Raw genomic sequence first — 23,584 nt, forward strand, 5'->3', positions numbered from 1 at the left:
CAGGCGTTGAACCTACGATGACTCGGAGCGATATGGTAGCCCACTGCCCAGAAGCCCCGGTGGACTCATTTCGCAACCCGCCGAGATTTGGTCTTCGGCGTCTGGTTGTTTCACCGAGCATTAAACACATGAGCTTGCCGGCAGAAGCAATGGTGGGAGCCAGGTGCATATGTCGTGCGTCTGAATCGAACCCGGTATGGCTTTGCGACAGCGCGTGTCGGAATACGAGGGGTATTATCTTGTTTCATCTGCAATGCAAAAGAATGGTATCCAACGCCGCGCGCATCCTCGTATGTCTACTGATGCTGGCGGAAGTGACACAGGCGAATGCAGCCGCGCTGACGCGTGCGGTGCACATTGAAACCTCCAGTTTGGAAGATTCTTCGTCGGGCCAAGCTTTTGTAGGCGATGATCCGCTAGCTATTCGGGACCGGGTGCTGAATCTGCATCTGAGTGAAGGCTCGCCGTCTTTGGGCGATCGCGTCCTGAGCCTGATCCGCATTCCCACCGGCAGGCAGCGCCACAATACCGACTTGACGCCAGCCCATCTCGATGGCGACCTGACTTTTGTTGTACCCGTCCCGTATGGGATGAGGTATCAGGCAGAGAAGCACCTCTTGAAGATAAACGTGGATTTGTCCGATGACGACAATCACGCACGCATCCTTCTCAAAAAGACAACAAGCGGACCCAGCGGTCGAAGGCTTGTGGTCGCACCGGAAGCGATGTCAAAGGGGTTCATTCAGCATATCGATATGATTGAACTCGAGTCTGGAGAAAGTAAGAAGACCACGGTCCGCGGACGCGTGACACTCTCACGGGCTGCGTACGCCGAAGCGAATGGGAAGTACGCGATTGTTCTCATGGGCCGCCTCGTGCCACCCTATCTCAACGATCGGATCGATCACAGCGATCCTACTGATGACGACCCTACTGACATCACGACAAGAACCTCCACGCTCTATGTTGATATCCGCGCCATCTGGCTGGTGAGCCAACAGCGGGGCATCGTGCTATCGAGGGCACTGCATCTGTCGAAGTAGCGTGCTGCCTGGTCTTTAACTGAGTGTTCATTGCTCAACCTGTCGGGTAGGTAAGTGAAAATGTTCTTCACCGAAGTGCTAACCACTGACTAAAGGCAAGCGAGTCCCTCCGGGAAGATTTCCTCTCCTAAGAAAAACTGAACACTGCGTCACAGTGGGGCTACATTCGCACGCCAGCGGTGCTTGGCAGCCGTGAAGGTGGAGTGGCGCGGCTGCCCCCGGACGAAGTGATGCGAGTTGCCAATCCGCTTGGATGTCCACCTTCGGAACCGCGCCTTGCCATCGTTCTGCTTCGATGGCGGCGCGAGATCGAGAGCTGGAAGGTAGATCGGGTCACCAGCGTTGCCATGCCGGAATGGTAGGCGCTCAGTCCCTGCACGGGTAGATACGCATCGCAATGCTCAATGTTTCCGCGCAGACACCAATCTGTCAACGCCGATTGAATTCTGACCCGACGGGGGTGCGGACGAAAACTTGGACTACCTGGAGGTAGTTCATGTACTCGTATGAAGAGCGTCTTCGAGCGGTTCGGCTTTATCTAAAGTTGGGAAAGCGCCTCGGGGCGACCATCAGACAGCTGGGTTACCCGACAAAGAATTCTCTCAAAGCCTGGCATCGCGAATACGAACAGTGCAATGATCTACGGGCTGGCTACGTCCGTTCGAGGCCGCGGTACTCGGCTGAACAGAAGAAGGTTGCCGTCGATCATTATTTGAGCCATGACCGGTGTGCTGCCGCAACGTTGAGAGCTTTGGGCTATCCTAGTCGCGAGACGCTTGCAGCCTGGATCGAAGAACTGTGCCCTGAAATCAGAAAACGTATTGTTGGCAGAGCGGTTGGTAGAGTTCCGAAATCGCATAAAGTGAAGCAGGCGGCAGTCATCGAACTGTGCACCAGAGAGCAAAGCGCGCGCGTGGTTGCCGAGAAAACAGGCGTGAGTAGGCCGACGCTGTATAACTGGAAGAACCAGCTACTCGGTCGAGAGGTTCCAGCATCGATGAAACGCAAAAAGAAGCCAGCGCCGGACCATGAACGTGCGGAACTGGAACAACAGGTCGAATCGCTTCGACGCGACATCCGGCAGTTGCAACTTGAGCACGATATCCTGAAGAAGGCGAATGAACTGATAAAAAAAGGAATGGGCGTCGACCCGCAACTCCTGAGCAACCGGGAGAAGACGATGCTGGTTGATGCCCTGAAACAGACGTATGCGTTGCCTGAGCTGTTAGCCGCCATGGGGCTTGCCCGAAGTTCCTGCTTCTATCACCGTGCACGTCTGTTGGTTGCTGACAGGCATGCTGGCGCGCGTCGCGTCATCGCGGACTCTTCGAACTCAATCACCGTTGCTACGGATATCGCAGAATCCGCGCGGCATTGGGCAGGCAGCAGATCTTCATCTCGGAGAAGGTAGTGCGACGTTTGATGCGACAAGAAGGACTGGCCGCTGCCACGACCAGGCGACGTCGCTACGGCTCCTATCGCGGAGAAATAAGCCCCGCGCCGGAGAACATCATCAATCGTGACTTCTGTGCCGCCGCTCCAAATCAGAAATGGCTCACCGACATTACCGAATTCCAGATCCCGGACGGCAAGGTATATCTGTCGCCTGTGATCGAGTGCTTCGACGGTCTCGTTGTGAGCTGGTCAATCGGCACGCGCCCGGATGCCGAACTCGTCAATACCATGCTGGATTCGGCGATTGAGTCGGTGGCTGGCTGCGAGCAGCGGCCCGTGGTTCACTCCGATCGCGGTGCGCACTATCGCTGGCCAGGATGGCATCTCACGGATGCAGGATGCCAGACTGATTCGTTCGATGTCGCGCAAAGGATGTTCGCCGGATAATGCAGCCTGCGAAGGTTTCTTCGGGCGCCTCAAGACGGAGTTATTCTATCCTCGTGACTGGCGGGCCACGACCGTTGATCAATTCATCGAAGTCCTTGACTCGTACATCCGCTGGTACAACGCAAAGCGGATCAAGGTCTCGCTCGGCTTCCTGAGCCCGGTCGAATACCGGCAGAGTCTTGGAATTGCGGCATAAACAGTCCAAGAATTTGGCCGCACCCCCGACGGGTTAGTTTTACATCGGCGCTAACACCAATCGGCACCGATACCGCGCCGCGCCAATGTCATCGAAGAGCGCAGCGTGCCACCGCCGCCTCACGGAATGCTGGCGCGCATCACAAAGTGTCTAGACCCGCGGACGCCGGCCGCCTTTCGACTTACATACGTGTAATCGATGCACCGCCATCGACTAGCGAAGCGGTGCCGGTCACGAAGGACGAGTCGTCAGACGCAAGATAAAGCACGGAATGGGCGATCTCTGCCGGTTGCGCGATGCGCTTGAGCGCATGCAACGCAGTCGTGAACGCCTGTGAATCGGGGGTGGCGTTCATGCCGCGATACATCGGTGTGTCCACGGCGCCCGGCAGTATGGCATTGACGCGAACACCTTGCGCTCCATATTCAGCGGCAAGCGCCTGCGTAAGTCCAATCAAGCCGGCCTTGCTCGCAGCGTACGCGGCGGCTTCCGGATAAGCGAATGAGTAGCCGACGAACGTCGACGTGAAAATGATCGATCCTCTTCCACGCTTCAGCATTGCGGGAATCTGATGCTTCGCACCCAAAAAGGCGGCCGTAAGGTTGGTCGCCAATGTGGCCGACCAGCCTGCCGCTGACACGCCGGTGGACGGCCCCATTTCGCCAAGGGTGCCAGCGTTGTTAAAAGCGACGTCAAGGCCATCAAACCGGCTGATGGCGAGCGCGACCAACGCTTTCGAGAAGTCTTCTGACTGTACGTCGCCCGCCAGAAACACGGCGTCACCGCCCGCTCGGACAATCTCGGCAGCGAGCGTTTCCAGTTCAGCTTCTCGGCGCGCCGCGATCACTACTTTTGCACCTTCCATGGCGAACAGTTTCGCGGTGGCATGACCGATTCCTGCACTGGCGCCAGTCACGATGGCGACTTTTCCTGTCAAGCGTTGCATATTCAGTCCTCGCTCTGGTTGGCAATCAGGATGAAATGGCGGATTGGGCAGGTAGGGTAAACTGCATGACGGCGCCCCGCGGCACGTTCGCGCTCGCCCACAGTAGGCCGCCATGCGCGTCGATGATCGAACGGCAGATCGACAGCCCCATCCCCAAACCGGTTGGCTTCGTAGTGTAGAAAGGGGCGAAGACTTGCTCCGCGCTGTGCGACGCAAAGCCCGGTCCCGAATCGCGCACTGTCACAAGCACGCAGCCAGAGTCGGCGTTCCCTGTGCTGATATGCAACTGTCTTACGCCGTCGCTGACTTCGCGCATCGCCTCGAGCGCATTGATGATCAGATTGAGCAATACCTGTTGCAGTTCGATCCGGTCTCCTTCGACCGATGGCAGTCCGTCCTCCAGTTGCGACTTCACAGAGGCGCCGCTCTTTGCGGCTTCGCCACGGGTGAATTCGATCACCTCGCGAATCGCCTCGTTAATGTCCACGGGCTCCTTGCGTGGTGGCGCCTTCCTGATCAGCTCACGGATCCTGCCGAGCACTTCCCCCGCTCGATTGGCGTCCTTGACAATGCGACTGAGCACCTGCACGGCCTCGTCGATGTCAGGAGGCTGTGCTTTCAGCCAACGCAGCGCAGCCTGTGCGTTGGTCACCGTCGCGGCAATTGGCTGGTTGACTTCGTGAGCGATCGATGCCGTGAGTTGCCCCATCGTTGCGACCCGGTTAGCGTGTGCCATTTCGTTCTGCACTTCGCGATAGCGACGTTCACTTTCGTGGACTTTTTCCTCCGCCTGCTTGCGCTCGGTCAGGTCGAGCACAAAAGCGACGCCTTCCTTGCGGCTTGCTTCGAATGTGGCCGCACCGACGATGACAGGGACACGGCTACCGTCCTTCCTGATGTACTCCTTCTCAAACGGTTGCGTGTGCCCCGTTTGTTCAGCCTCTGCCAGTGCCATTTCATCGCCCTGACTCCATTCCGGCGGCGTCAGGTCTTTCCAGCGAACGCGACTTGAGACAAGGTCCTCCCGCTCGTATCCCATCATGCGAAGGAAAGCATCATTGGCCTCAAGAATGTCGCCATTTGCATTCCAGACGATTACCCCGATGATATTGGCGTCGACGAACCGCCGGATCTTCGCTTCGCGTTCTGCGAGGTCGCGGTACAAGCGGGCATTCTCCAGCGAGATGGCGGCCTGCGAAGCCAACAGCTTGAGCACGGCGATCCGGGCAGGGCTGAACACATGGGCGGTCAGATTGTTTTCGAGGTAGAGCGCACCGGTGAGCTTTGCCTGGTTCATCAAAGGCATGCAGAGGATCGAACGGGTACGATGCTGACGAATATACGGATCCGCGACAAATTGTTGCCCGGCCGTAGCATCGTCGAGAAAAACGCTCTCCCGTGTGCGTAGGACATTGTAGAGAATCGACTCCGGCAGCATCTCCGCGCTCACCGGCACGTCGTGCAGTAGCAATTGGGTCGTGTCGCCACCTGTGTTCGCTTCCGCCGCGATGCGTTGCTTGCTGCCGTCAGACAGAATCAGCAGACCTCGTTCGGCGCCGGCCTGTTCAATCGCCGTACGCATGACCATATCGATCAGCTTTTCAAGCACGATGTCGCCTGAGGCGGCCTGTGACACCCTGATCACGGTCGCGAGGTCGAGGCGTTCAACCGGCGTTGCAATCGTGCTCGTCGGGCCCGGGGCGGGCGCTTCCGTTCTCAGGTACGGATAGGTTTCCTCGAGTTGCCGGACCTTCCCGTCTGCTCCCCAACGCTGGTAGCCGTATCGGGCGTCCTGCAGATACAGCCGGGCTATCTTCTCAAGACCGAGCGCCGCGTAAAAGCGGGAAGCGAGTTCGCAGGCGAGCGCCTCAATATGCAGAAAGCCGCTTTCCTGGGCGAGATGGATGGCGCGCTCGTACAGCTGCTCGGCATCAACCACGCGGCCTTCGATGCGGGCGATTTCGGCGCCCACCAGCGCGGCGCGGTTTTCGAAATTCTCCGGACAATGTTCCGCCCAGATCTGTAGCTGCCTGTGGTGCGCAGCCACAGTGCGCAGGTGCTGCGGGCGCTCGCCGGCCGGGGCGTAGTCGAACCAGGCGGTTCGGGTCAGCGCATCATAAAAGTAACATTCGGCCTCCTCAAAGAACGCTGATGAGGTCCAAAGTAGATGCTGCGCCCTCGATGCGGCGTCCATCGCCGCCGCGTAGTCGCAGGCAATATAGCGCGCCTGCAGTTTCCGGATCCAGTACCAACACGCAGCTTGCGCCAGAGCTTGGTTGCTGGACAGATGGTATTCGGTACGCACTTCACTGAACTGCCCGTCGTCAAAGCAGCCGAAAGTCGGCGTCAAGCCGCGGAGCATGCGGATTAGCGCGAGTTGCCCGGCGATGAAGTCAACGACAAGACCGAATCGCACCTTACTGGCGTACGCGAGGCCATATTCGGCTTCGCGCTGCACCTCAGGCAGCGGCTCGCCGGCGAACAGCAGGTCCGTGTTGAGACAGTTGCACGCGTAGGCGCCGAACGCGAGGTCTCCGATCCGGTTTGCCGCGTCGAACGCGCGGCGTAGCAGATCACGGCAAGCCCGTACGGGTTTCAACCAGCGCACGACAAGAATCGCGAAGCATAGATAGACGCTTGCCTCAAAGCGTTTGAGCCCACGTCGTTCGACGAGCTCGTAGCCTAGTTGACCGAATCGAAATCCGGCCTGGTAGTCGCCGAAACGCGGTCCGGTGATCCTGCCGACATTGGTATAGAGCACACACGAAGCATCGCAGTTGCCCCGCTCGATGCTGAGACTCACTCCTTTGCAGATCGTCAGGGCTGCCAAGTTTGCGTCCGTCTGCACGGCCGACGGGAAGAGCTTGCTCAGCGCTTCGACGGTCGCGAGGGAGGCCGCGTCCTCCATCATGGGCAAATCGATGAGATCCTCGATGGTCCGGCCTGCAAGCCGTGAACCAATGAGCTCATATTCGCGTCTCGCGTCCTCGTCGACGGGATGGGGCGACCACGCGATGCCAACATGCCGGAGGAAGGCGAGACAAACGTCGACCGCGCGGCCCGTCTGATCGAGAATCAGGTAGACATCCATCTGCAGGCACGCGACGAGGGCTCGTTCGACAGTTGTCGTGGCGTGATTCGACAGTGCCACCAGGTGTTCCTCTGCCATCGATAGTTGGCTCGTCAAAAATTCACATTCGGCGCGGTTCAGTCCCAGAGCGAAGATCAGTTGATGCCGGCGTTCCCAGCAGTCGTCGTCCAACAGTTCGGCACCGGTGACGAGATAGGCGAGCGCCGAGGCATAGGCTGTGGACGCTTTGGCACGCTGGCCTGCGAGCAGGTTGAGCCCGGCCAGCTGCTCGCGCTCGCTCTTTTCGGTGATTAGCCTGGCGCCATGATTGAGTTGACCCACGATCTCGAAGATCGCCTCCTCCAGCTTCTCGGAGGGCGACTGCGCGGCGAGCAGACGCCCGATCCGCAGATGGGCCTCGGCGCGCGTGACTTCGGGGATTAGTGAATAGGCGGCTTCCTGAATCCGGTCGTGTCCAAACTGGTACGAGTCCTCCAGTCTCTCGACCAGTCCCTGATGGATGGCTTCCCGCAACGCCGCGTGGATCTGTGTCTCCGTGCTTCCAAGAACGGTCAAAAGTTTCGTAATTGAGGCGACGTTCCCGAGACAGGCAAGTTGCTGCAACGCCTGCTGCGTGCGAACCGGCAGGCGCGTCAGCTTGTCGACCATCAGGTCCACGACGTTGTCGGTATAACCCTTGGCATGGATGCGAACGGGATCCCAGAACCAGTGCCCCGCGCCATGGTCGAAGTTGAGTAAATTCTCTTCGGCAAGTGCGTGCAGGAACTGGACCACGAAGAACGGATTGCCGGCGGCTTTGTCCCGCACCAGTTGAGCCAAAGACTCGACGTGCGCCGGCTCGCAGTGAAGTGCCTCCGCAATCAACTGCCTGACGTGCTCGCTGGCGAGCGGAGGCAGCGTGATTTCGTCGATCCTGACACCCGCGGTCCTGATGGCCCGAAGCTTGACCTTCAGCGGATGCGTGGCATCGACCTCGTTGTCGCGATATGCGCCGATCAACATCAAGTACCGCACGTCTGCCTGGGTCAACAGGTCCTCGAGCAGGTCGAGCGTCGCCGCGTCGAGCCACTGCAGATCGTCGAGAAAAAGCGCGAGCGGGTGTTCCGCTCGGGCAAATACTGCAATGAAGCGCCGGAAGACCAGCAGGAAACGGCGTTGTGCCTGCAGTGGCTCAAGCTCCGGGACCGGTGGCGGTTCACCGATGATGAGTTTCAGTTCGGGGATGAGGTCGGTCATGAGCCGCGCATTGGGATCAAGTGCCTCGAGCAACGCGCTACGCCAGCTCGCCAGTTCCGTGTCGCGTTTGCCCAGGAGCGGCCGCACCAGGCTTTGAAATGCCTGCACCAGCGTCGAATAGGGGATGTTCCGCTTGTACTGGTCGAACTTGCCGGATGCGAAAAGCGCTTGCGGCGCCACCAGCGCTTTGTGCAGTTCGTTGACGACGGAGGATTTGCCGATACCGGAATATCCGGAGACCAGCACGAGCTCCGGCGTCCCGCTCCTGACCACTCGCTGAAAAGCGGCGACCAGCGTGCCGACCTCGGCCTCCCGTCCGTACAGCTTTTCGGGAATCAGGAGCCGGTCAGGTGTGTCGTGTTCGCCCAGTGGGAAGCTGTCTACGCGGCGCTGATATTGCCAGCCGGCGAGGCACTGCCGCAGATCGTGCTCAACACCGGCGGCAGTCTGGTAGCGCTCCTCTGCCGTTTTGGCGAGCAGTTTCATGACGATTTGGGAGACCACTTCAGGGACGGTCTTCACCAGCGTGCTGGGGGGGGCCGGTTTTCTGGCGACATGGCAGTGCACCCATTCCATGGGATCTGCAGCGATGAACGGCAGCACGCCGGTTAGCATCTGGTAGAGCGTGACGCCGAACGCATAGAGATCGCTGCGCGAATCGATCGAGCGATTCATCCGGCCAGTCTGCTCAGGCGCCATATAGGCGAGCGTTCCGGCGATGGTCTCGGGCGGCTCGGGCGCCTGTCGCTCGCGCGGCACCCGCGAGGCGAGGCCGAATCCGGTGAATCGTGCCTGTCCGTCGCCGCAGTTCACCAAGATATGGGTGGGTTTGAGATCCTTATGGAGCAGGCCGCGATGGTGGAGCTTGCCCAGCGCCGCCGCGATGGCGACGGCGAGCCGCAAAAAATCTGCCATGTCAATGGGCGCGTCGAGCAGCCGCACTAGCGGTTCACCGCCCGGGTCCTCAAGTACAAGCACGGGCTGGCCCGCTTCACGCACCAGCTCCAGCGGGCGCACCGCCCACGCGCCCTCCAGTTCGTCCTTCAGGCCAAACTCGTGAGCGAGGCGATCGAGGCTGGCAGGTAGTGGATGTTCGGCTGCAGGGCGCGAAAGCAGGACATTCTGGCTGCGGCCTTCGCCTAGCGGGCGCCGCCCTCGACAGAAGACGCGCTCGCCATCGTCCCACAAGATCTGGAGTGTCTTATCCATAGGCATCGGAACAAAATGTCGGGCATCATCTGCCGCACGCTGTCACCAAACCGCTGCCCCTCATTGGATTGGACGCCCCATTTGTCCGAACAATCCTAGCGGAATACGCTCGCGAAAGCGATTTGCTACCGGCATCTCCGCGACTCCAACGTTGCGGAAGCAGATTTTCCTCAGGATACACCGCGGCGAGCGTAGTGCCATAGGGAGAGGTCAGGCGGACGCAGTGGGGCCGGTCGATGCGCGCTGACTGTCGTGGTGGCAGGGTCCTGCGCCACAGAGGTCACTTCGGCAAAGAAAATGTCGGGCTGATTCTGATGAAAAGGCAGCGGAACATGACCATAATGGAGCGGCAGTCGGGCAGATTTATTACACCGGTCTATGGAGTGCCAGAGACTTGCGGCTGGGCAAAACGCACTGTAATTTTCACCGATTTATTGCGCCCGACGGCGAGCTTTGCTCCCGTTTCAATGCCCTCCACCCCGATCGCCGCCGCGGACCCTAACGGTTCTCGATGAGCCAAAATAAGTTCGGAGCTGCATTTGAGTTCAGCGAAAAACGAAGGCCAAGCACCTGTTGTGTATGTCATCGACGATGACGAATCAATGCAGCTTGCCTTGAGCACGCTACTGCGCTCGACCGGCCTGCGCGTCGAGACGTTCGCGTCGTCGCAAGCGTTTCTCGCCTTTCCGAAACACGACGGACCCAGTTGCCTGATTCTCGACGTCAGGCTGCGCGGCGAGAGCGGGCTCACGTTTCAGCAGGAACTCGCCAGCAACGGTCTGCGTCTGCCGGTCCTCTTCATGACCGGTCATGGCGATATCGAGATGTCGGTCAAGGCCATGAAAGCCGGCGCCGTGGATTTCTTCCCCAAGCCGTTTCGTGATCAGGACATGCTCGATGCCGTCGATCAGGCGCTCAAGCGCGACAGCGAACGGCTCGAGGGTGAGCAGGCGACTGCGGCACTGCGCACTGCCTACCAGTCGCTTACGCCGAGGGAAAAAGAGGTGATGGCGTTCGTCGTGAAGGGCCTGATGAACAAGCAGATCGCCTCTGAGATGCATCTGAGCGAAATCACCGTGAAGATCCATCGCGGACAGGTGATGAAGAAAATGTCGGCGCGCTCCGTTGCGGATCTCGTTCGAAAGGCGGAAGCACTCAACACCCAGCCGCTCCGATCGAAATAATTCCGTTTCATTGCTGCGGCCCAGCGCCGTCAACGCGGGAAGTGTTGCGCTTCGCCGCAAACGCGCGCTAGATAGTGCGCAATGACGGTCGCGTCGACCGGCTTTGCCAGAAACGCAAGCGCACCGTTTGCCAGGATTTTTGCCTCGAGGGCGGGGGTCGGGAATGCTGTGACGAAGATGGTCGGCGGCGCACACCCGCGTTCAAGCAGGCGCTCGTGCATCTCTATGCCGCTCATTCCGGTCATTCTCACGTCGGAGATCAGGCACGCCACATCGCTGATATCTGGCGCTTGCAGAAACTGCTCTGCGGAAGCGAAGACGCGTGTCGGCCAGCCCAGCGAGCGAACGAGGCTTTCGGTCGCGCTGCGGACGGCATCGTCGTCATCGACAATGCAGACAAGCAGGTTAGTAGCCAAAACTCAGACCTCGACTGTCGCGCGCAGGCGCCGATTATGCGGGTTGGCTCTGCGAATGCTTCACGATCACAGACTAGTCCGGAAGCGCCCGGACGCAAATCATACAGACGTATAGGGTGCAGCCTCCACCGCGAGAAGGTTGCGGCCGGAGGTCTCGAAGAAACCCAGCACTGCCTTGTCTTCGAATGAGGGCAAATTGGCGAGGTCAATCACCGCCGCCGCGGCCACCATGGATTCCTTGAGCGCCTCGCCGGTAATGCTGTTTTACCGCTTTTGGGCAACGCGGCGACGACCTCATGGCCCTCTGGCGCAGAATTTCGACGGTCTTCGAGCCGATCAGGCCGATGCCGCCGATGACGACGATCTTCATGGTCTACGCTCCAAAAAATTCCAATCAAAAACGTGCAATCTGACGCTTTGTGCATCTTTCGCACTACTCGATAGAGAACCTGCGCGGTAACTGCGCCATCACCATTTGCATACACATACTGTAAGTTACGTGTGCCCAGCTCCACCAGCTTCATTCAAGTGCCGATGGATGACATGGTAGGTAACGGAGGCGCGCGGGGATAACCACGTAGTCGCCCCGTCAGTGTTCCCACTTTTGCACCAATGAAGCGCGGTGTTGCCGCTCGCGCAGAGTCACCAAACCGAACTTATGCCACCAATTCTTCAGTCGGAGTCTCGACGTCTTCAGGGTTGAATTCGGTCACGTATTTCAGATCGAGAGTGCGGATCTGTTCGGTCATGAAATCAATGAAGACACGAATGCGCGTCGGTAAGTGCTGTCGGCTCAGGTAGCAGATATAGTGCCCACGGTCGTCGGGTGCATGCCTCGCCAGCGCCACGACGAGTTCATTGGCCGCGATATGATGGCGGATCTGATAGCCCGCCATCTGCGCGATGCCGGAGCCCTTTAGAACTGCATCCAGGACCAGGTCGGCATCGTTGAAGGTGAGACGGGCCATCGGCAGGTATTTCCGTGCACGACCGTCGACCTTGAACTCCCATTCGAACACGCGGCCGCTGGATATGCGGAAGTTGATGCATTCGTGTTGGCACAACTCTTCCAGCGTATGCGGCAGGCCGTGCGCCTCCACGTAGGATGGCGCGGCGCAAAGTGCCATCTGCATAGGGATCAGCTGTCTGGCGATGATGCTGGAGTCCTCGATGCGTCCATTGCGGAACGCCACGTCAATCTGCTCGGAGGCAAAGTCCGTCGGCCGATCGTCGAGCAGCAGGTCGACGGCGACATCAGGATAGGCCTTCATGAACTTTTCCAGCAGCGGCGCCACCACCTTCCTGCCGAAGCCTACCGTCGAGCTGATGCGCACCAGACCGCGTGGCGGGCCCTGGCGAAGCTCCAGCATGTCGTTCATGGCATTCACGATTTGCGTGACACCCTGGTTGCAGTTCTCAAAGAATCGCTTGCCTTCGTGCGTCAGTTGCGTGACGCGTGTAGTGCGTAGAAACAGGCGCGTACTCAACTGACTTTCCAGCTTTTGGACATTTCGACTCACGGCCGATCGGCCGACACCCAGACGTTCGCCAGCCTTCGCGAAACTCCCCTCGCTCACCACCGCCATGAATGCCATGATGCTCGCATAGCTCGCGGCAACGCTTGTGGACAGCGCATCAGCGCGATTTGGCAAACCGGGGCGAAAACCTCGTTCCGGTGTGTCCAACTGATTCATTTTGCTTCCCTCAAAAAAGATACTATGCGACTCGGTTCCCATGCACCACGGCAGCCCTGCTGCCGTCACGTGCGTTGCTGATACTTCGTTCCTCTTTCAGTTTGCCGGGGCACTCTCGTTACTGAATGCAAATGTCGCGTAGGTCCACGGTCCGTCGATACACGTTTCTGCCGAGCCAGGGAACAAACGTGTACTCGACATAGGCGTTGCTGCCGATGTAAATCCAGTTGAGCAAAGTGTTCATCGCGTACTCACTATGAAAAATGTGCTTTCGCATGACTACAAATCTAGGCTCTCGAAAGGGGAAAAAACATTCAACGAACGGCTGGTTTTGTTCCTGCGAAGGAGTGGTGACTTCATACATGCGTATGAGATGGGGTAGCGTTTCGCATTCGCCGGGAGTCGTCGGAGCGGCACGCGTGCGCTTCCGCCCGGCACCTGGGATGACGACAGACAAGTAAGGCCGACGGGTTCCAGCAGGCGGTTCTATGAACGTGTGATGACACCTACAATGGCTAGGAATGCACATATGACCGCATAGCCCCCAAAAAAGCGCCCGCGTCGCCTATCGATCTGTTGCTCGCCGGCGGATTCGGTGATACGCCGCGCCGTTTTCTGTCAGGTGGGAGGTCAACATGAACTGATGGGGAGTGTTGCGGCGCAGGAAACTGACAGAGTTTGCGGATCGCGAGTGACAGCTGGTCCTGTCGCAGTAAGGGGTTCCGCTATGAAGTGCGGAACGCCATGAACAATCGAAAGCTCGATGAAGCGTTGAATCCGGCGGTGGCCCAAGTGCTCAAACGCCTGCATTGTCCGCTCAAGGTGATCCTGACTTGCGTGCGCTGGCACTTGGCCTACCCGCTGAGCACGCGACACCTCGAAGACATGATGGCCGAGCGGGCCGTTTTCGGTCGATCATTCGACTGTGCACCGTTGTGCCATCAAGCTGTTGCCAGTGCTCGAAAAGAGTTTCGCCACCTCAAGCGGCCCGTTGGCAAGAGCTGGCGGATCGACGAGACGTACATCCCGTCAAGGGCGAATGGCGGTATCTTTACCGGGCCGTCGACAAGGACGGTGACACCATCGACTTTCTCTACGCATCCAGTCTCAATCCCGCATAGAAGGATCCTGGCACAGTGAAAAGTCATAGATCCCAGCATCGGCCGCGTTCGTCGATTGATCATCCGATGGTCCTGTTCGATGACATTACTGAGGTGTTTTGACCGGCGAATCTTGATGGGCGTTTCACGATCGGCATTGATCGCTTACAGCGCGGCGGTGTTGACACCGTTTTTGTCGATGGTCACCGTCTCAGGCGCGCCATTCTGGGCGATCGATTTGTCAAAGCAATTCCGGGCTGCAGTCTTGTCCCTATGGTACGAACTGGCAACGCAAACAGCACTTCGCATACCGATTTAACGTTACTCTGCAAACCTTACTGGGACAAAACCCATGAAGACACGCCGCATGTGCTGCCGCTTGGCAGATCGATGAAGCCATTCACGCGCGCCGCGGTGCACACGATCGATCGTCAACAGCATCTTTGCCGTCGCCGCCGAAGGGCCCCGGGAGCGCGGCGACGGCCTCACGGCACGGGGAGATCTGCTCGATCAGGCCTCGGCACACTGGTCGCGCCATATTGCAGGCCGTGACAATCTGCGCCCCGCCGCACTGAGAGCACGAATCCCTGCCTGCACACGCCCGACGAACAGCGCCATCGCGAGACAGAAGAAAACCACCGGCTAGGCTGTCAGGACTCGACCAACGGTCCATGCTTGGTCGCCGGGGATCTCAAGAATTCTACGCGACCATCTCCGCAAGGCGACAAAGCCCTGCCCACCTGCCATTGATTGTTGTCGCCGAGGCAACACGGTGAGCTCCTTTGCAGGGCTACTGCCCCGACACAACCACGCTTACGCTTTGTCCTGACGGTGATGGCATACCTGCCTGATGTAAGCAGTGAAACGCAACACCGTAAATAAAACGTGCAAACGCGCACAGAAAGCCGTCACTGCGTTGCGCGCACGTCATAGGCCGCTGCAGCAAAAGCTGTTGCAATGCGCGTTACGCAACCCGTCATCATCGAGGAATGATCCGTGACAGAAGAAGATATCCGCAAAAACGCATTTGCGATGCCCGTACACAATCCGGCATATCCGCGTCCGCCCTTCCGCTTCGTCAATCGGGAGTACTTCATCATCTCGTATGAAACGGACATAGATGCGCTCAGGTCCGTCGTTCCGGAACCGTTGACGGTCGACAACGCAATCGTCCACTACGAATTCATCCGCATGCCCGACTCTTCGGGGTTCGGCGACTATACAGAAAGCGGCCAGGTGATCTCGGTGCTGGATGAGGACGGCAATCGCGCCAACTTCACGCATTCGATGTATCTGGACGACGAAGGCCCGATCGCAGGTGGACGCGAAATCTGGGGATTCCCCAAGAAGCTGGCTTCGCCGAAGCTCGGTGTCGATGGCAAGGACACGCTGCTCGGCACGCTCGATTACGGAACTCAGCGCATCGCCACTGGGACGATGGGCTACAAGTATCGCGCGCTCGACACCGCGGCCGAGCGCCGCAAGCTCACCGACACGCCCAACTACCTGCTCAAGGTCATTCCCCACGTCGATGGCTCGGTACGCATTTGCGAACTGGTGCGCTTCTTTCTGCGTGACGTCGATGTGATCGGTGCGTGGGAAGGGCCAGCAGCTCTCGAGCTACATCCGCACGCACTGGCATCGGTTGCTGATCTGCCGGTTCGCAAGGTGATGGGTGCGCGACACGTCATTGCAAATCTGACGCTCGATGTCGGCGAAGTGGTCTACGACTATCTCGCCCCTGCCGAGTCGTTGAAACTCGCAGTCAACCAGTAAACTCCCGGAGGACGTATGGCATTGAATGATAGGGTCGCGCTCGTTACGGGTGCAGCCAGCGGCATCGGCGAGCAGTGCGCACGCAAGCTTGCGTCAGACGGCGCGACGGTCGTACTCGCGGATTTGAATCTCTCGAACGCTAAAAATGTCGCCAAAGATATCGTCGCCAATGGCGCGAAAGCGTTCGCCGTTGCGATGGACGTGACCAGCGAAGAAGCGGTCAATGCGGGTGTGGCCGAAACGGTAAGCCGGCTCGGCGGCATCGACGTGCTCGTGTCGAATGCAGGCATCCAGATCGTCCACCGGATCGAGGACTACCCGTTTTCCGACTGGAAAAAGATGCTGGCGATTCACCTCGACGGCGCCTTTCTGACGACCAAGGCCGTCATCAAGCATATGTACGCGTCCAACAAAGGTGGCGCAGTGATCTACATGGGCTCGGTGCACTCGCACGAGGCGTCGCAGCTCAAGTCGGCGTATGTGACTGCGAAGCACGGGCTGCTCGGTCTCGCCCGGGTTGTCGCGAAAGAAGGTGGGCCACGTGGCGTGCGCGCAAATGTCGTGTGTCCCGGCTTCGTCAGAACCCCGTTGGTCGACAGGCAGATCCCCGAGCAGGCGAAAGCCTTGGGAATCTCGGAGCAGCAGGTCGTCAAGGACGTCATGTTGAAGGAGACGGTCGACGGCGAATTCACGTCGCTAGATGATGTCGCGAATACGGTTGCATTTCTCGCCGGCTTCGAGTCGAGCGCGCTCACCGGACAATCGATCGTGGTCAGCCACGGCTGGTTCATGCAGTAAGGAGGCAACCATGTATCCGAGCCAGCGTAACAACCTGCTGCAGCCCAATCGCATCAAGCTCCCCGCCTACGACGAAATCGGGCTCGTGCTGCAGGGGGGCGGCGCACTGGGCTCATATCAGGCCGGCGTCTATGAAGGGATGGCTGAAGTCGGCGTGGAACCGACGCGAATATCCGGGGTATCCATCGGCGCGCTGAATACAGCGATCATCGCCGGCAATGCGCCTGCGGACCGGGTGGAGGCGCTGCGCGGCTTCTGGAACACGATCAGTCAGCCTGCGGATTTCTTCTCGCATGTCGGTGCGCGCATTCCGGCGTGGCCTGGGCTTGAAGACGTCGGGCGCAGGTGGTCGAGCGCATGGGCTGCGACGCGCACGCTGGTGGAAGGTCAGGCCGGGTTCTTCTCCCCGCGCTCGGCGATGCCTCTCGCAGGGCTCGGCAGAAAACGACCTGATCAGGTCAGCTATTACGACACGTCGGCGCTGCGTGAAACGCTTCTGCGATACGCCAACTTCGATCGCATCAATGACGGGAATATTCGCGTATCCGTTGGAGCGGTCAATGTTCGAACGGGCAATCTCGTCTACTTCGACAATTCGACAATGCGTCTGGCGCCCGAGCATTTCATCGCATCCGGCGCGCTACCGCCGGGCTTTCCAGCCGTCGAGATCGATGGAGAGTTCTACTGGGACGGCGGACTGGTTTCCAACACCCCCCTTACGGAGATCATCAGGGAAAGCCAGCATGAGGACACATTGGTTTTTCAGATCGACCTGTGGAGCTCACGAGGCAAGCTGCCTGGCGATTTTCTCGACGTCAGCGAGCGCACCAAAGACATTCAATATTCGAGCCGTACGCGAGCCATCACCGCGTTCATGTCGCAGAACCAGAAGCACGCTCAGATGATCAAGACGCTGCTCGAACACATTCCCGAAAAGGTGCGGCTTGCCCATCCGTTGGTGCGGGAGGCGCAGAAAACGGCGGATGGCAGTGCGGTGAATGTCGTGCACCTGATCTACAAGAACAAATCGTTCGAGGGTCACTACAAGGACTATGAATTCAGCAAGGATACGATGCGCGAGCATTGGGCGAGCGGCCTCGAGGATATTCGCCGTTCTTTCGGACACCCCGAGTGGTTCGATATCCCGAGCCGCGAAATCGGCTTCGTCACGCGGGACGTGCACCGCTATCGACAGGAGATCGACGAAATCGCCGGGCTGGGAAAGGACGCCTCCCCGACATCGGAGCGCACACCAGAGGAAGAACTGTCTGGCGCAAAGTAGCGTGTATCGACTCCCACCTCGATCGATCTATTTCTGCTGATCAAGCGAAAATGAACCAAACAGCCTTGCCGGACGCGGCGCCGTCAAATACCCCGTGTTCTATGGCGGCCAACCCGCTTGCCGAAAGTCTGACCGCGCTTCTGGATCTGCGCGCCTCGCACATCAATGGTTGTCTGTTGTGCGTTCAGGATCATCTTTGCGGCGCCCGGCGGGCGCGCGTTCCTGCGGTGTCAAGATAGCGATCAAGGTCGGACGAGCGTTGGGGCGGCCCGGCCCAGGTTGCGCGATGAACCATTTGTAAAGGCGGGTACATGCAGCCTCAAGGAGAACATCGTGGTATCCCATGAAGTGATCGCGCGATACGGAATGTTGGTCGTGTTCCTGAATGTGCTTGGTTCTTCGCTGGGTCTGCCGTTGCCTGTCTTGCCGACATTGATCACCGTTGGAGCAGGCACTGCGCTCGCCATGCACGTTGCATCGTCGACGTTGTTCTACTTCGCGACGGTACTAGGCTCCGCTGTGATTGGCGGTGTGCTGGGCGACCTCGTCTGGTTTCAGGGCGGCAGACACTACGGCGAACGCACGCTCCGTACCGTCTGTAAACTGTCGCTGTCGCGTGAAACGTGCGTCAGGAAGACCGAGCGCTTCTTTGGCCGCTGGGGAGTCCGCGTGCTGGTCGTTGCGCGCTTCGTACCTGGCTTGTCGCTCGTTGCCGTGCCGCTGTGCGGCGCAATGGCGGTCAGATTGCGCTCCTTCGTCTTGCATGATTGCGCGGGGGTTGCCCTGTGGGCATCCGTAGGGCTGGCGATCGGTGCGCTATTCGCGTCGCAGATCGACGTGGTTTTCGGACTTGTCTCGCAGCTCGGCTGGCAGGCCTTGATCGTGGTCGGCATCGCACTGGTGCTCTATGTGTTGTATCGATACTGCCGGAGAATCATGCTGGCAAAAGCGCTCGAGAAGGCGCGGATCAGCGTGGGCGAATTACATGCATTGCTGGCGAACACTCCGCGGCCAATCCTGTTCGATATTCGCTCCCCCGAGCGGAGAATGCTCGATCCGTTCGTCATTCCGGGGGCCGTATTCGCCGATGAGCGGAAACTGCCGCAAATCGTGGAGCGCTACGGGGTGAACCGGACGCTCGTCATCTATTGTTCATGTCCAAACGAAGTCTCTGCGGCGTGGATGGCCAATCGGTTGCGGCTGGCCGGCGTCAAGCTTGCGTTGCCGCTTACGGGCGGTATCGATGCTTGGCGTGTGGCGGGCTTCGACGTCGAGCCGATCATCGCGATGAACGACGCGGCAATCAGTGGAGCAGAGAGAACACTTTTCGCGCATTGATGGCGGTCAGGTCCACCAAGCGCCAAGACAGCCCACGAGAGGCGCCCTGACCGGCCCGCTGACCCAATCGAGCGCCTCGGCCACTCTGCGTGCCGATGCGGTAAGACGGTCGGCCCACTCGCCGATCCGTCGAAAAAAAACCGCGCACGATGTCACAAATCACAGCGCTGATCCGTCTGGCCTAGTGTATGGACTCCCCGACCCGCCTTCCCATGTCTGTTTTTCCATCACGCTGCCCCGCCGCTGGTGTCGACGATCCGTTTGCAAGCCGATTTGCGACCAGTTGCGCGGGCGTCGTTTCTTTTCTGGCCGTTGTCAGCGAAGGCAGCTTCGCTCGCGCGGGCGATCGCCTTGGCATCGGCCGTTCGTCGGTTAGCCGCAACGTGCAGAAACTCGAGGCCCAGCTCGACACGCGTCTCTTCCTGCGCACCACACGTAGTACGTCGCTGACCCGCGAGGGCGAACTGTTCTATGAGAACTGCCAGCCCGGTATGGAGCGCATTGCGCAAGCGCTGGAAGACATGCGGGAGCTGCGTAACGGGCCGCCGCGCGGCCACCTACTCATCGGCTCGACGCCCGGCTTCGGCCGCAAGATTGTCGCACCGCTGCTGCGAGGCTTTCACATCAAATATCCGGAGATCACCCTGGAACTGTTGTTGAACGATCGGCCCGCCGATTTCACTGCCGATCGCGTCGACGTATCGTTTCGCGAAGGGCGCATGGAGGACAGCGGAATCATAGCGCGGCAACTGATCCCGATGCAGATGATCGTCTGCGCGTCGCCCGTTTATGCGCGGATGCACGGCTTGCCGCGCCGTGTCAGTGAACTCGCGGATCATCGGTGCGTCAACTTCCGGGGGGCGTTGGGCCGCGTCCGGGCGTGGGAATTCAAGGTCGATGGCCTCACGCAGCGGTGCCAGCCTGCCGCGCTACACACATTCAACGACGAGGATCTGATGTTGCAGGCGGTGCTCGACGGGGTGGGCATCGCGCAGTTGCCGGCCTATCAGGTTTGCGATCTGATCGGCAACGGCAAACTCGTGCCTTGCCTCGCGCAGCATGCACCAGAAGACGGCGGCCACTACCTCTGCTATCTCAGCCGCAAGCATCTTCCGGCCCGAATCCGTGTGTTCATCGACTACATGACCGAGCACACCAGAGCACTCGACCTGCAGTGCATGACGACCATGACGACGTTATCCGCAGTCGAATGACGACGCTCGGAACCCGCTGCGTCGACTGATGTTTCCGATGCAACACGACGGATCCCTCGACGACTCTACCGCATGTCGTCGCGCATGCCTAACATGTTTCCTGTACAGACGGCACGCTAATCGCGGCCAGTCCCGCAAAACACCGCACAGCATATATGCCATATGAAGCACGCGCGATTCCAAAACTTGCCAGCGGTTTGGCAGCCGCGCACGTGCTCATGGAGAGACATCGTGAGAATTGTCGTGATTGGTGGCACGGAACTCATCGGCAGTAGAACCGCATGCAGCGCAACAAGCGGCAAACACTCACGAGGCGCACCATGACAACATTGCGTCCACCGCCGCTGACATTGCTCGACAAGTATTCCGGGCAAGACGCGCAAACGCTGTATTCGACCACGGTCACCGTAACAGGCGGCGACGTGGGCCACGGACGTGCGTCGGGCACTGCACGCTCCGATGACGGCCAACTCGCCGTCGAATTGCGCATGCCGAAGGCGCTGGGTGGTCCTGGAGGCGGCACCAATCCGGAGCAACTGTTTGCGGCCGGTTACGCGGCCTGCTTTCATGGCGCGCTGAGTCTGCTTGCAGCGCGCTCGGGCATTCCGATTCCCGGGGCCTCCGTGGACGTCACCGTCGATTTCGGCCGCGACCCGATCGATGGCTTGTTCATGTTGACGGCGCAGACCCGCGTCCGCTTGCCTGGTGTCGAGCGCGCCGTCGCCGGGGAACTGGTGCGCAACACGGAACGCTTTTGTCCTTACACCAAGATGGCACGGCACGGAATCCAGAACATCGTCGCCCTTGTGCCGCCGGATGGCGGCAGCAACTCATAGCGCCGCGTGCTTGAGGTCCCGAGGAAAGCTGAGCATGAACAACATCGGTTCGGTCGCCGCGACCGGGCGCAGTCCCGGCTGCGGTCGTACCTTACCGGCCGTAGTAGGCGGTAAATGACGCCTTGCCGAGCACCTTGCCACCCAACGCCTTGTTCAGCGCAAAGCCATGCAAGGCAGCGGTACCTGTCTTCGGAATGCCTGCTGCGGCGTAGAGATCATCAACCGACAACGCATATAGCCTGAAAACATAACGATGGGGCTTGTCGCCCACCGGTGGACAGGGACCTCCATAGTTACCGTTGGCTCCTGTCGCGCCGGTGTCCTGGAAGTCGTTCATGCCTGGATTGGCCCCTGCGGGCAGCCGTGACGGATCGTTGCCGACACCTCGCGGTAGTTGTGTAACGGCTGCCGGAATGTTGTAGACCGTCCAGTGCCACCAGCCGCTACCGCTCGGCGCATCGGGATCGTATACCTGCAGTGCGAACGAGCGCGTCCCTGCCGGCGCATTTTTCCAGACGAGTGCGGGCGACACGTTTTCCCCGCTACAGCCGAAACCGTTGAGCACGAATTTGTTACCGATGGTACCGCCCGGAACAATGTCGGGGCTCGATAGCCTGAAGTTGGTCGACGGCTGCGCCATAGCCGGCGCAGCCAGAAGGATGGACAGGCTTGTGGCAGACAAAAGACGGTAGAGCAGCTTCATCGAATGCCTCGCGTATGTGAAATGGTGTTAATCAATGAGCAGCCGCCGCCCCGCCGCCGCCCTTGCCGGGCTTGGTGAGCCAAACCAGCGGAATGATCACAACGAAGATCATTGACGACAGCCAGAAGATATCGTTCAGCGCGAGCATCGCAGCCTGCGCCGTCAGCGAGTGCTCGAAAAATGCGGTGGCCTGATCCAGGCCGCCGCCGAGCGTCGCGTGGAGGTTCGAGATGGCGCTCATATAGTCGGGGTTGTTCACGCTGGACTGTTCAGCAAGTTGCGCATGGTGGAGGATCGTGCGGTTGTTCCAGCCCGTCGAGATCAATGACGTGCCGACGCCGCCCGCGAACACGCGCACGAAGTTGGACAGACCGGCGGCCGCCGGAATCTTGTCGGGTGGCAACCCCGACAGGATGATCGCGGTAAGCGGCGTAAAAAAAAGCGCCATCGGAATGCCTTGCAGCAGCGTCGGCAGCACCAGCGTATAAACGTCGACGCCTGTTGTGTAATGCGAGCGCATGAAGAACACGCCTGCAAAGCCAAGGAAGGCCAGTGTCGCGAGCACCCGTGCATCCGACTTCGGCATGATCTTCGCCATCACGGGCGCGAGCAGCACGGCGAAGATTCCGAGCGGCGCCGTCACGAGACCCGCGTCCACCGAGCGATAACCGAGATAGCCCTGAATCCACTGCGGCAAGATCACGAGGTTCGAGAAAAACACCGCGTACGCGACCGAAATCGCAATGGTGCCGCCGCGGAAATTGCGTCCCGCAAAAAGGCGAAGATCGACGATCGGATTCTTCTCCGTCAATTCCCAGATCAGAAAGAACAGGAAGCTGATCGCGGCGACGACGGCGAGCGTGCAGATTGCAGGCGAGTTGAACCAGTCGAGATCCTTGCCCTTGTCAAGCATTATCTGCAGCGACGCGACCCATGCGATCAGCGAGAGCAGGCCAATCTTGTCAATGGGAAGCTTGCGCGTGGGGGAGTCGCGGTCACGGTAGATCGCCCAGGTCACGGCGGCGGCAAACAGGCCCACAGGAATGTTGATGTAGAAGATCCACGACCAGCTATAGCTGTCGGTGATCCAGCCACCCAGCGCAGGACCCGCGATCGGCCCAACTGTCGCCGTCATCGCCCACAGCGAGAGCGCCGTCGAACTTCTTTCCTTCGGATACGAGCCGAGCAGAATCGCCTGCGAGAGCGGAATCAACGGGCCCGCGACGGCGCCCTGCAATACGCGCGCGGCGAGTAGCACGATCAGGTTCGGCGCGACGCCGCACAACCACGACGAGAACACGAACAGCACGATCGCAGCCACGAACAGCCGGATCTGGCCGACACGCTGCGTGAGCCAACCCGTCAGGGGAATCGCGACGGCATTGGCCGCCGAGAAAAGCGTGATGACCCAAGTGCCTTCGTCGACGGATACGCCGAGGTTGCCCGAGATGGTCGGAATTGCAACGTTGGCAATGGATGAATCGAGGACGTTCATGAACGTCGCGAGCGCGACGGCGATCGTCGCGAGAACCAGCTTTCCGCCGGTCAACGGCGGCGGTGCAAGTTGCGTTGGGGAATTCATCTCGCTTCCAGTCTGAAGGATTCGACAGGCGCGGCATAGTCGTCCGGCCTTTCCGACGATTGAATCAACCGAAACGCGACGGCGAGACGCGCCCCGGG

Annotated in this window: 15 protein-coding genes and 4 pseudogenes; 10 read left to right on the plus strand and 9 right to left on the minus strand. The window is 59.5% G+C overall.

The annotated features are described in order from the left end of the window. The first annotated feature begins 239 nt into the window (after positions 1–239). Positions 240–1,043, plus strand: a complete 804-nt coding sequence (locus tag HDG37_RS31255; protein WP_260335164.1) for a hypothetical protein — start codon at positions 240–242, stop codon at positions 1,041–1,043. A 496-nt stretch (positions 1,044–1,539) separates the two neighbouring features. Beyond that, positions 1,540–3,081: pseudogene (locus tag HDG37_RS31260) on the plus strand (IS3 family transposase). 181 nt (positions 3,082–3,262) lie between these two features. Here the strand turns inward: HDG37_RS31260 and HDG37_RS31265 are convergent. Together HDG37_RS31265 and HDG37_RS31270 are read right to left on the minus strand one after the other, a co-directional pair. Then, complete coding sequence (locus HDG37_RS31265; protein WP_184054415.1) at positions 3,263–4,027, minus strand: SDR family oxidoreductase; 765 nt, start codon at positions 4,025–4,027, stop codon at positions 3,263–3,265. A gap of 25 nt (positions 4,028–4,052) precedes the next feature. After that, positions 4,053–9,563 carry an ATP-binding sensor histidine kinase gene (locus tag HDG37_RS31270; RefSeq protein WP_184054417.1) on the minus strand — a complete coding sequence of 1,837 codons (5,511 nt, stop codon included), beginning with the start codon at positions 9,561–9,563 and terminating at the stop codon, positions 4,053–4,055. 521 nt (positions 9,564–10,084) lie between these two features. Between HDG37_RS31270 and HDG37_RS31275 the strand changes: the two genes are divergently transcribed. Beyond that, complete coding sequence (locus HDG37_RS31275; RefSeq protein ID WP_184054481.1) at positions 10,085–10,747, plus strand: response regulator transcription factor; 663 nt, start codon at positions 10,085–10,087, stop codon at positions 10,745–10,747. Between the two features lie 29 nt (positions 10,748–10,776). Here the strand turns inward: HDG37_RS31275 and HDG37_RS31280 are convergent, their stop codons facing one another. The 4 genes and pseudogenes from HDG37_RS31280 to HDG37_RS39705 all read right to left on the minus strand — a co-directional run bounded on the left by HDG37_RS31280 (position 10,777) and on the right by HDG37_RS39705 (position 13,101). Next, complete coding sequence (locus HDG37_RS31280; protein WP_184054419.1) at positions 10,777–11,163, minus strand: response regulator transcription factor; 387 nt, start codon at positions 11,161–11,163, stop codon at positions 10,777–10,779. A 120-nt stretch (positions 11,164–11,283) separates the two neighbouring features. After that, positions 11,284–11,533: pseudogene (locus tag HDG37_RS31285) on the minus strand (NmrA family transcriptional regulator); the annotation flags it as partial. A gap of 286 nt (positions 11,534–11,819) precedes the next feature. Next, on the minus strand, positions 11,820–12,857 hold the full coding sequence (locus HDG37_RS31290) for a LysR family transcriptional regulator (protein ID WP_184054421.1): 1,038 nt from the start codon (positions 12,855–12,857) through the stop codon (positions 11,820–11,822). Between the two features lie 118 nt (positions 12,858–12,975). Beyond that, positions 12,976–13,101 carry a hypothetical protein gene (locus tag HDG37_RS39705; protein WP_260335165.1) on the minus strand — a complete coding sequence of 42 codons (126 nt, stop codon included), beginning with the start codon at positions 13,099–13,101 and terminating at the stop codon, positions 12,976–12,978. 500 nt (positions 13,102–13,601) lie between these two features. Between HDG37_RS39705 and HDG37_RS31295 the strand changes: the two are divergent. Further along, positions 13,602–13,951 (plus strand): annotated as a pseudogene (locus HDG37_RS31295) (IS6 family transposase); the annotation flags it as partial. Between the two features lie 12 nt (positions 13,952–13,963). On the opposite strand, the pseudogene HDG37_RS31300 reads toward HDG37_RS31295, so the two are convergent. Then, positions 13,964–14,233 (minus strand): annotated as a pseudogene (locus HDG37_RS31300) (DDE-type integrase/transposase/recombinase); the annotation flags it as partial. 720 nt (positions 14,234–14,953) lie between these two features. Between HDG37_RS31300 and HDG37_RS31305 the strand changes: the two are divergent. The 6 genes from HDG37_RS31305 (at position 14,954) to HDG37_RS31330 (ending at position 21,201) form a co-directional block, all read left to right on the plus strand. Further along, a complete protein-coding gene (locus tag HDG37_RS31305) occupies positions 14,954–15,733 on the plus strand; it encodes an acetoacetate decarboxylase (RefSeq protein WP_184054423.1) in 780 nt (259 codons plus the stop codon). Between the two features lie 15 nt (positions 15,734–15,748). Continuing rightward, positions 15,749–16,531 (plus strand): 3-hydroxybutyrate dehydrogenase, encoded by a 783-nt coding sequence (locus tag HDG37_RS31310; protein WP_184054425.1) that lies wholly within the window; start codon positions 15,749–15,751, stop codon positions 16,529–16,531. Between the two features lie 10 nt (positions 16,532–16,541). After that, positions 16,542–17,813, plus strand: coding sequence for a patatin-like phospholipase family protein (locus HDG37_RS31315; protein WP_184054427.1), 1,272 nt, complete (start codon positions 16,542–16,544; stop codon positions 17,811–17,813). A gap of 333 nt (positions 17,814–18,146) precedes the next feature. Beyond that, entirely contained in the window at positions 18,147–19,151 is a 1,005-nt protein-coding gene (locus HDG37_RS31320; protein WP_184054429.1) for a DedA family protein/thiosulfate sulfurtransferase GlpE, read from the plus strand. 212 nt (positions 19,152–19,363) lie between these two features. Beyond that, positions 19,364–20,365, plus strand: coding sequence for a LysR family transcriptional regulator (locus HDG37_RS31325; RefSeq protein WP_184054483.1), 1,002 nt, complete (start codon positions 19,364–19,366; stop codon positions 20,363–20,365). A gap of 320 nt (positions 20,366–20,685) precedes the next feature. Further along, positions 20,686–21,201, plus strand: coding sequence for an Ohr family peroxiredoxin (locus HDG37_RS31330; RefSeq protein ID WP_184054485.1), 516 nt, complete (start codon positions 20,686–20,688; stop codon positions 21,199–21,201). Positions 21,202–21,292: 91 nt separating this feature from the next. Here HDG37_RS31330 and HDG37_RS31335 read toward each other — a convergent pair whose 3' ends face one another. Together HDG37_RS31335 and HDG37_RS31340 are read right to left on the minus strand one after the other, a co-directional pair. Then, a complete protein-coding gene (locus HDG37_RS31335) occupies positions 21,293–21,904 on the minus strand; it encodes a YbhB/YbcL family Raf kinase inhibitor-like protein (protein WP_184054431.1) in 612 nt (203 codons plus the stop codon). A 31-nt stretch (positions 21,905–21,935) separates the two neighbouring features. Continuing rightward, positions 21,936–23,486: a DHA2 family efflux MFS transporter permease subunit gene (locus HDG37_RS31340; protein ID WP_184054433.1), complete on the minus strand. Its 1,551-nt coding sequence runs from the start codon at positions 23,484–23,486 to the stop codon at positions 21,936–21,938. Between the last annotated feature and the right edge of the window lie 98 nt (positions 23,487–23,584).

Source organism: Paraburkholderia sp. MM5384-R2 (genome assembly GCF_014201025.1).
In the GTDB taxonomy this organism is placed as follows: Bacteria; Pseudomonadota; Gammaproteobacteria; order Burkholderiales; family Burkholderiaceae; genus Paraburkholderia; species Paraburkholderia tuberum.

Coding starts and splice junctions, on each gene's coding strand:
- HDG37_RS31315 (WP_184054427.1), top strand. CDS start 16,542: ATGTATCCGAGCCAGCGTAACAACCTGCTGCAGCCCAATCGCATCAAG.
- HDG37_RS31270 (WP_184054417.1), bottom strand. CDS start 9,563: ATGGATAAGACACTCCAGATCTTGTGGGACGATGGCGAGCGCGTCTTC.
- HDG37_RS31330 (WP_184054485.1), top strand. CDS start 20,686: ATGACAACATTGCGTCCACCGCCGCTGACATTGCTCGACAAGTATTCC.
- HDG37_RS31340 (WP_184054433.1), bottom strand. CDS start 23,486: ATGAATTCCCCAACGCAACTTGCACCGCCGCCGTTGACCGGCGGAAAG.
- HDG37_RS31310 (WP_184054425.1), top strand. CDS start 15,749: ATGGCATTGAATGATAGGGTCGCGCTCGTTACGGGTGCAGCCAGCGGC.
- HDG37_RS31325 (WP_184054483.1), top strand. CDS start 19,364: ATGTCTGTTTTTCCATCACGCTGCCCCGCCGCTGGTGTCGACGATCCG.
- HDG37_RS31290 (WP_184054421.1), bottom strand. CDS start 12,857: ATGAATCAGTTGGACACACCGGAACGAGGTTTTCGCCCCGGTTTGCCA.
- HDG37_RS39705 (WP_260335165.1), bottom strand. CDS start 13,101: ATGAACACTTTGCTCAACTGGATTTACATCGGCAGCAACGCCTATGTC.
- HDG37_RS31265 (WP_184054415.1), bottom strand. CDS start 4,027: ATGCAACGCTTGACAGGAAAAGTCGCCATCGTGACTGGCGCCAGTGCA.
- HDG37_RS31335 (WP_184054431.1), bottom strand. CDS start 21,904: ATGAAGCTGCTCTACCGTCTTTTGTCTGCCACAAGCCTGTCCATCCTT.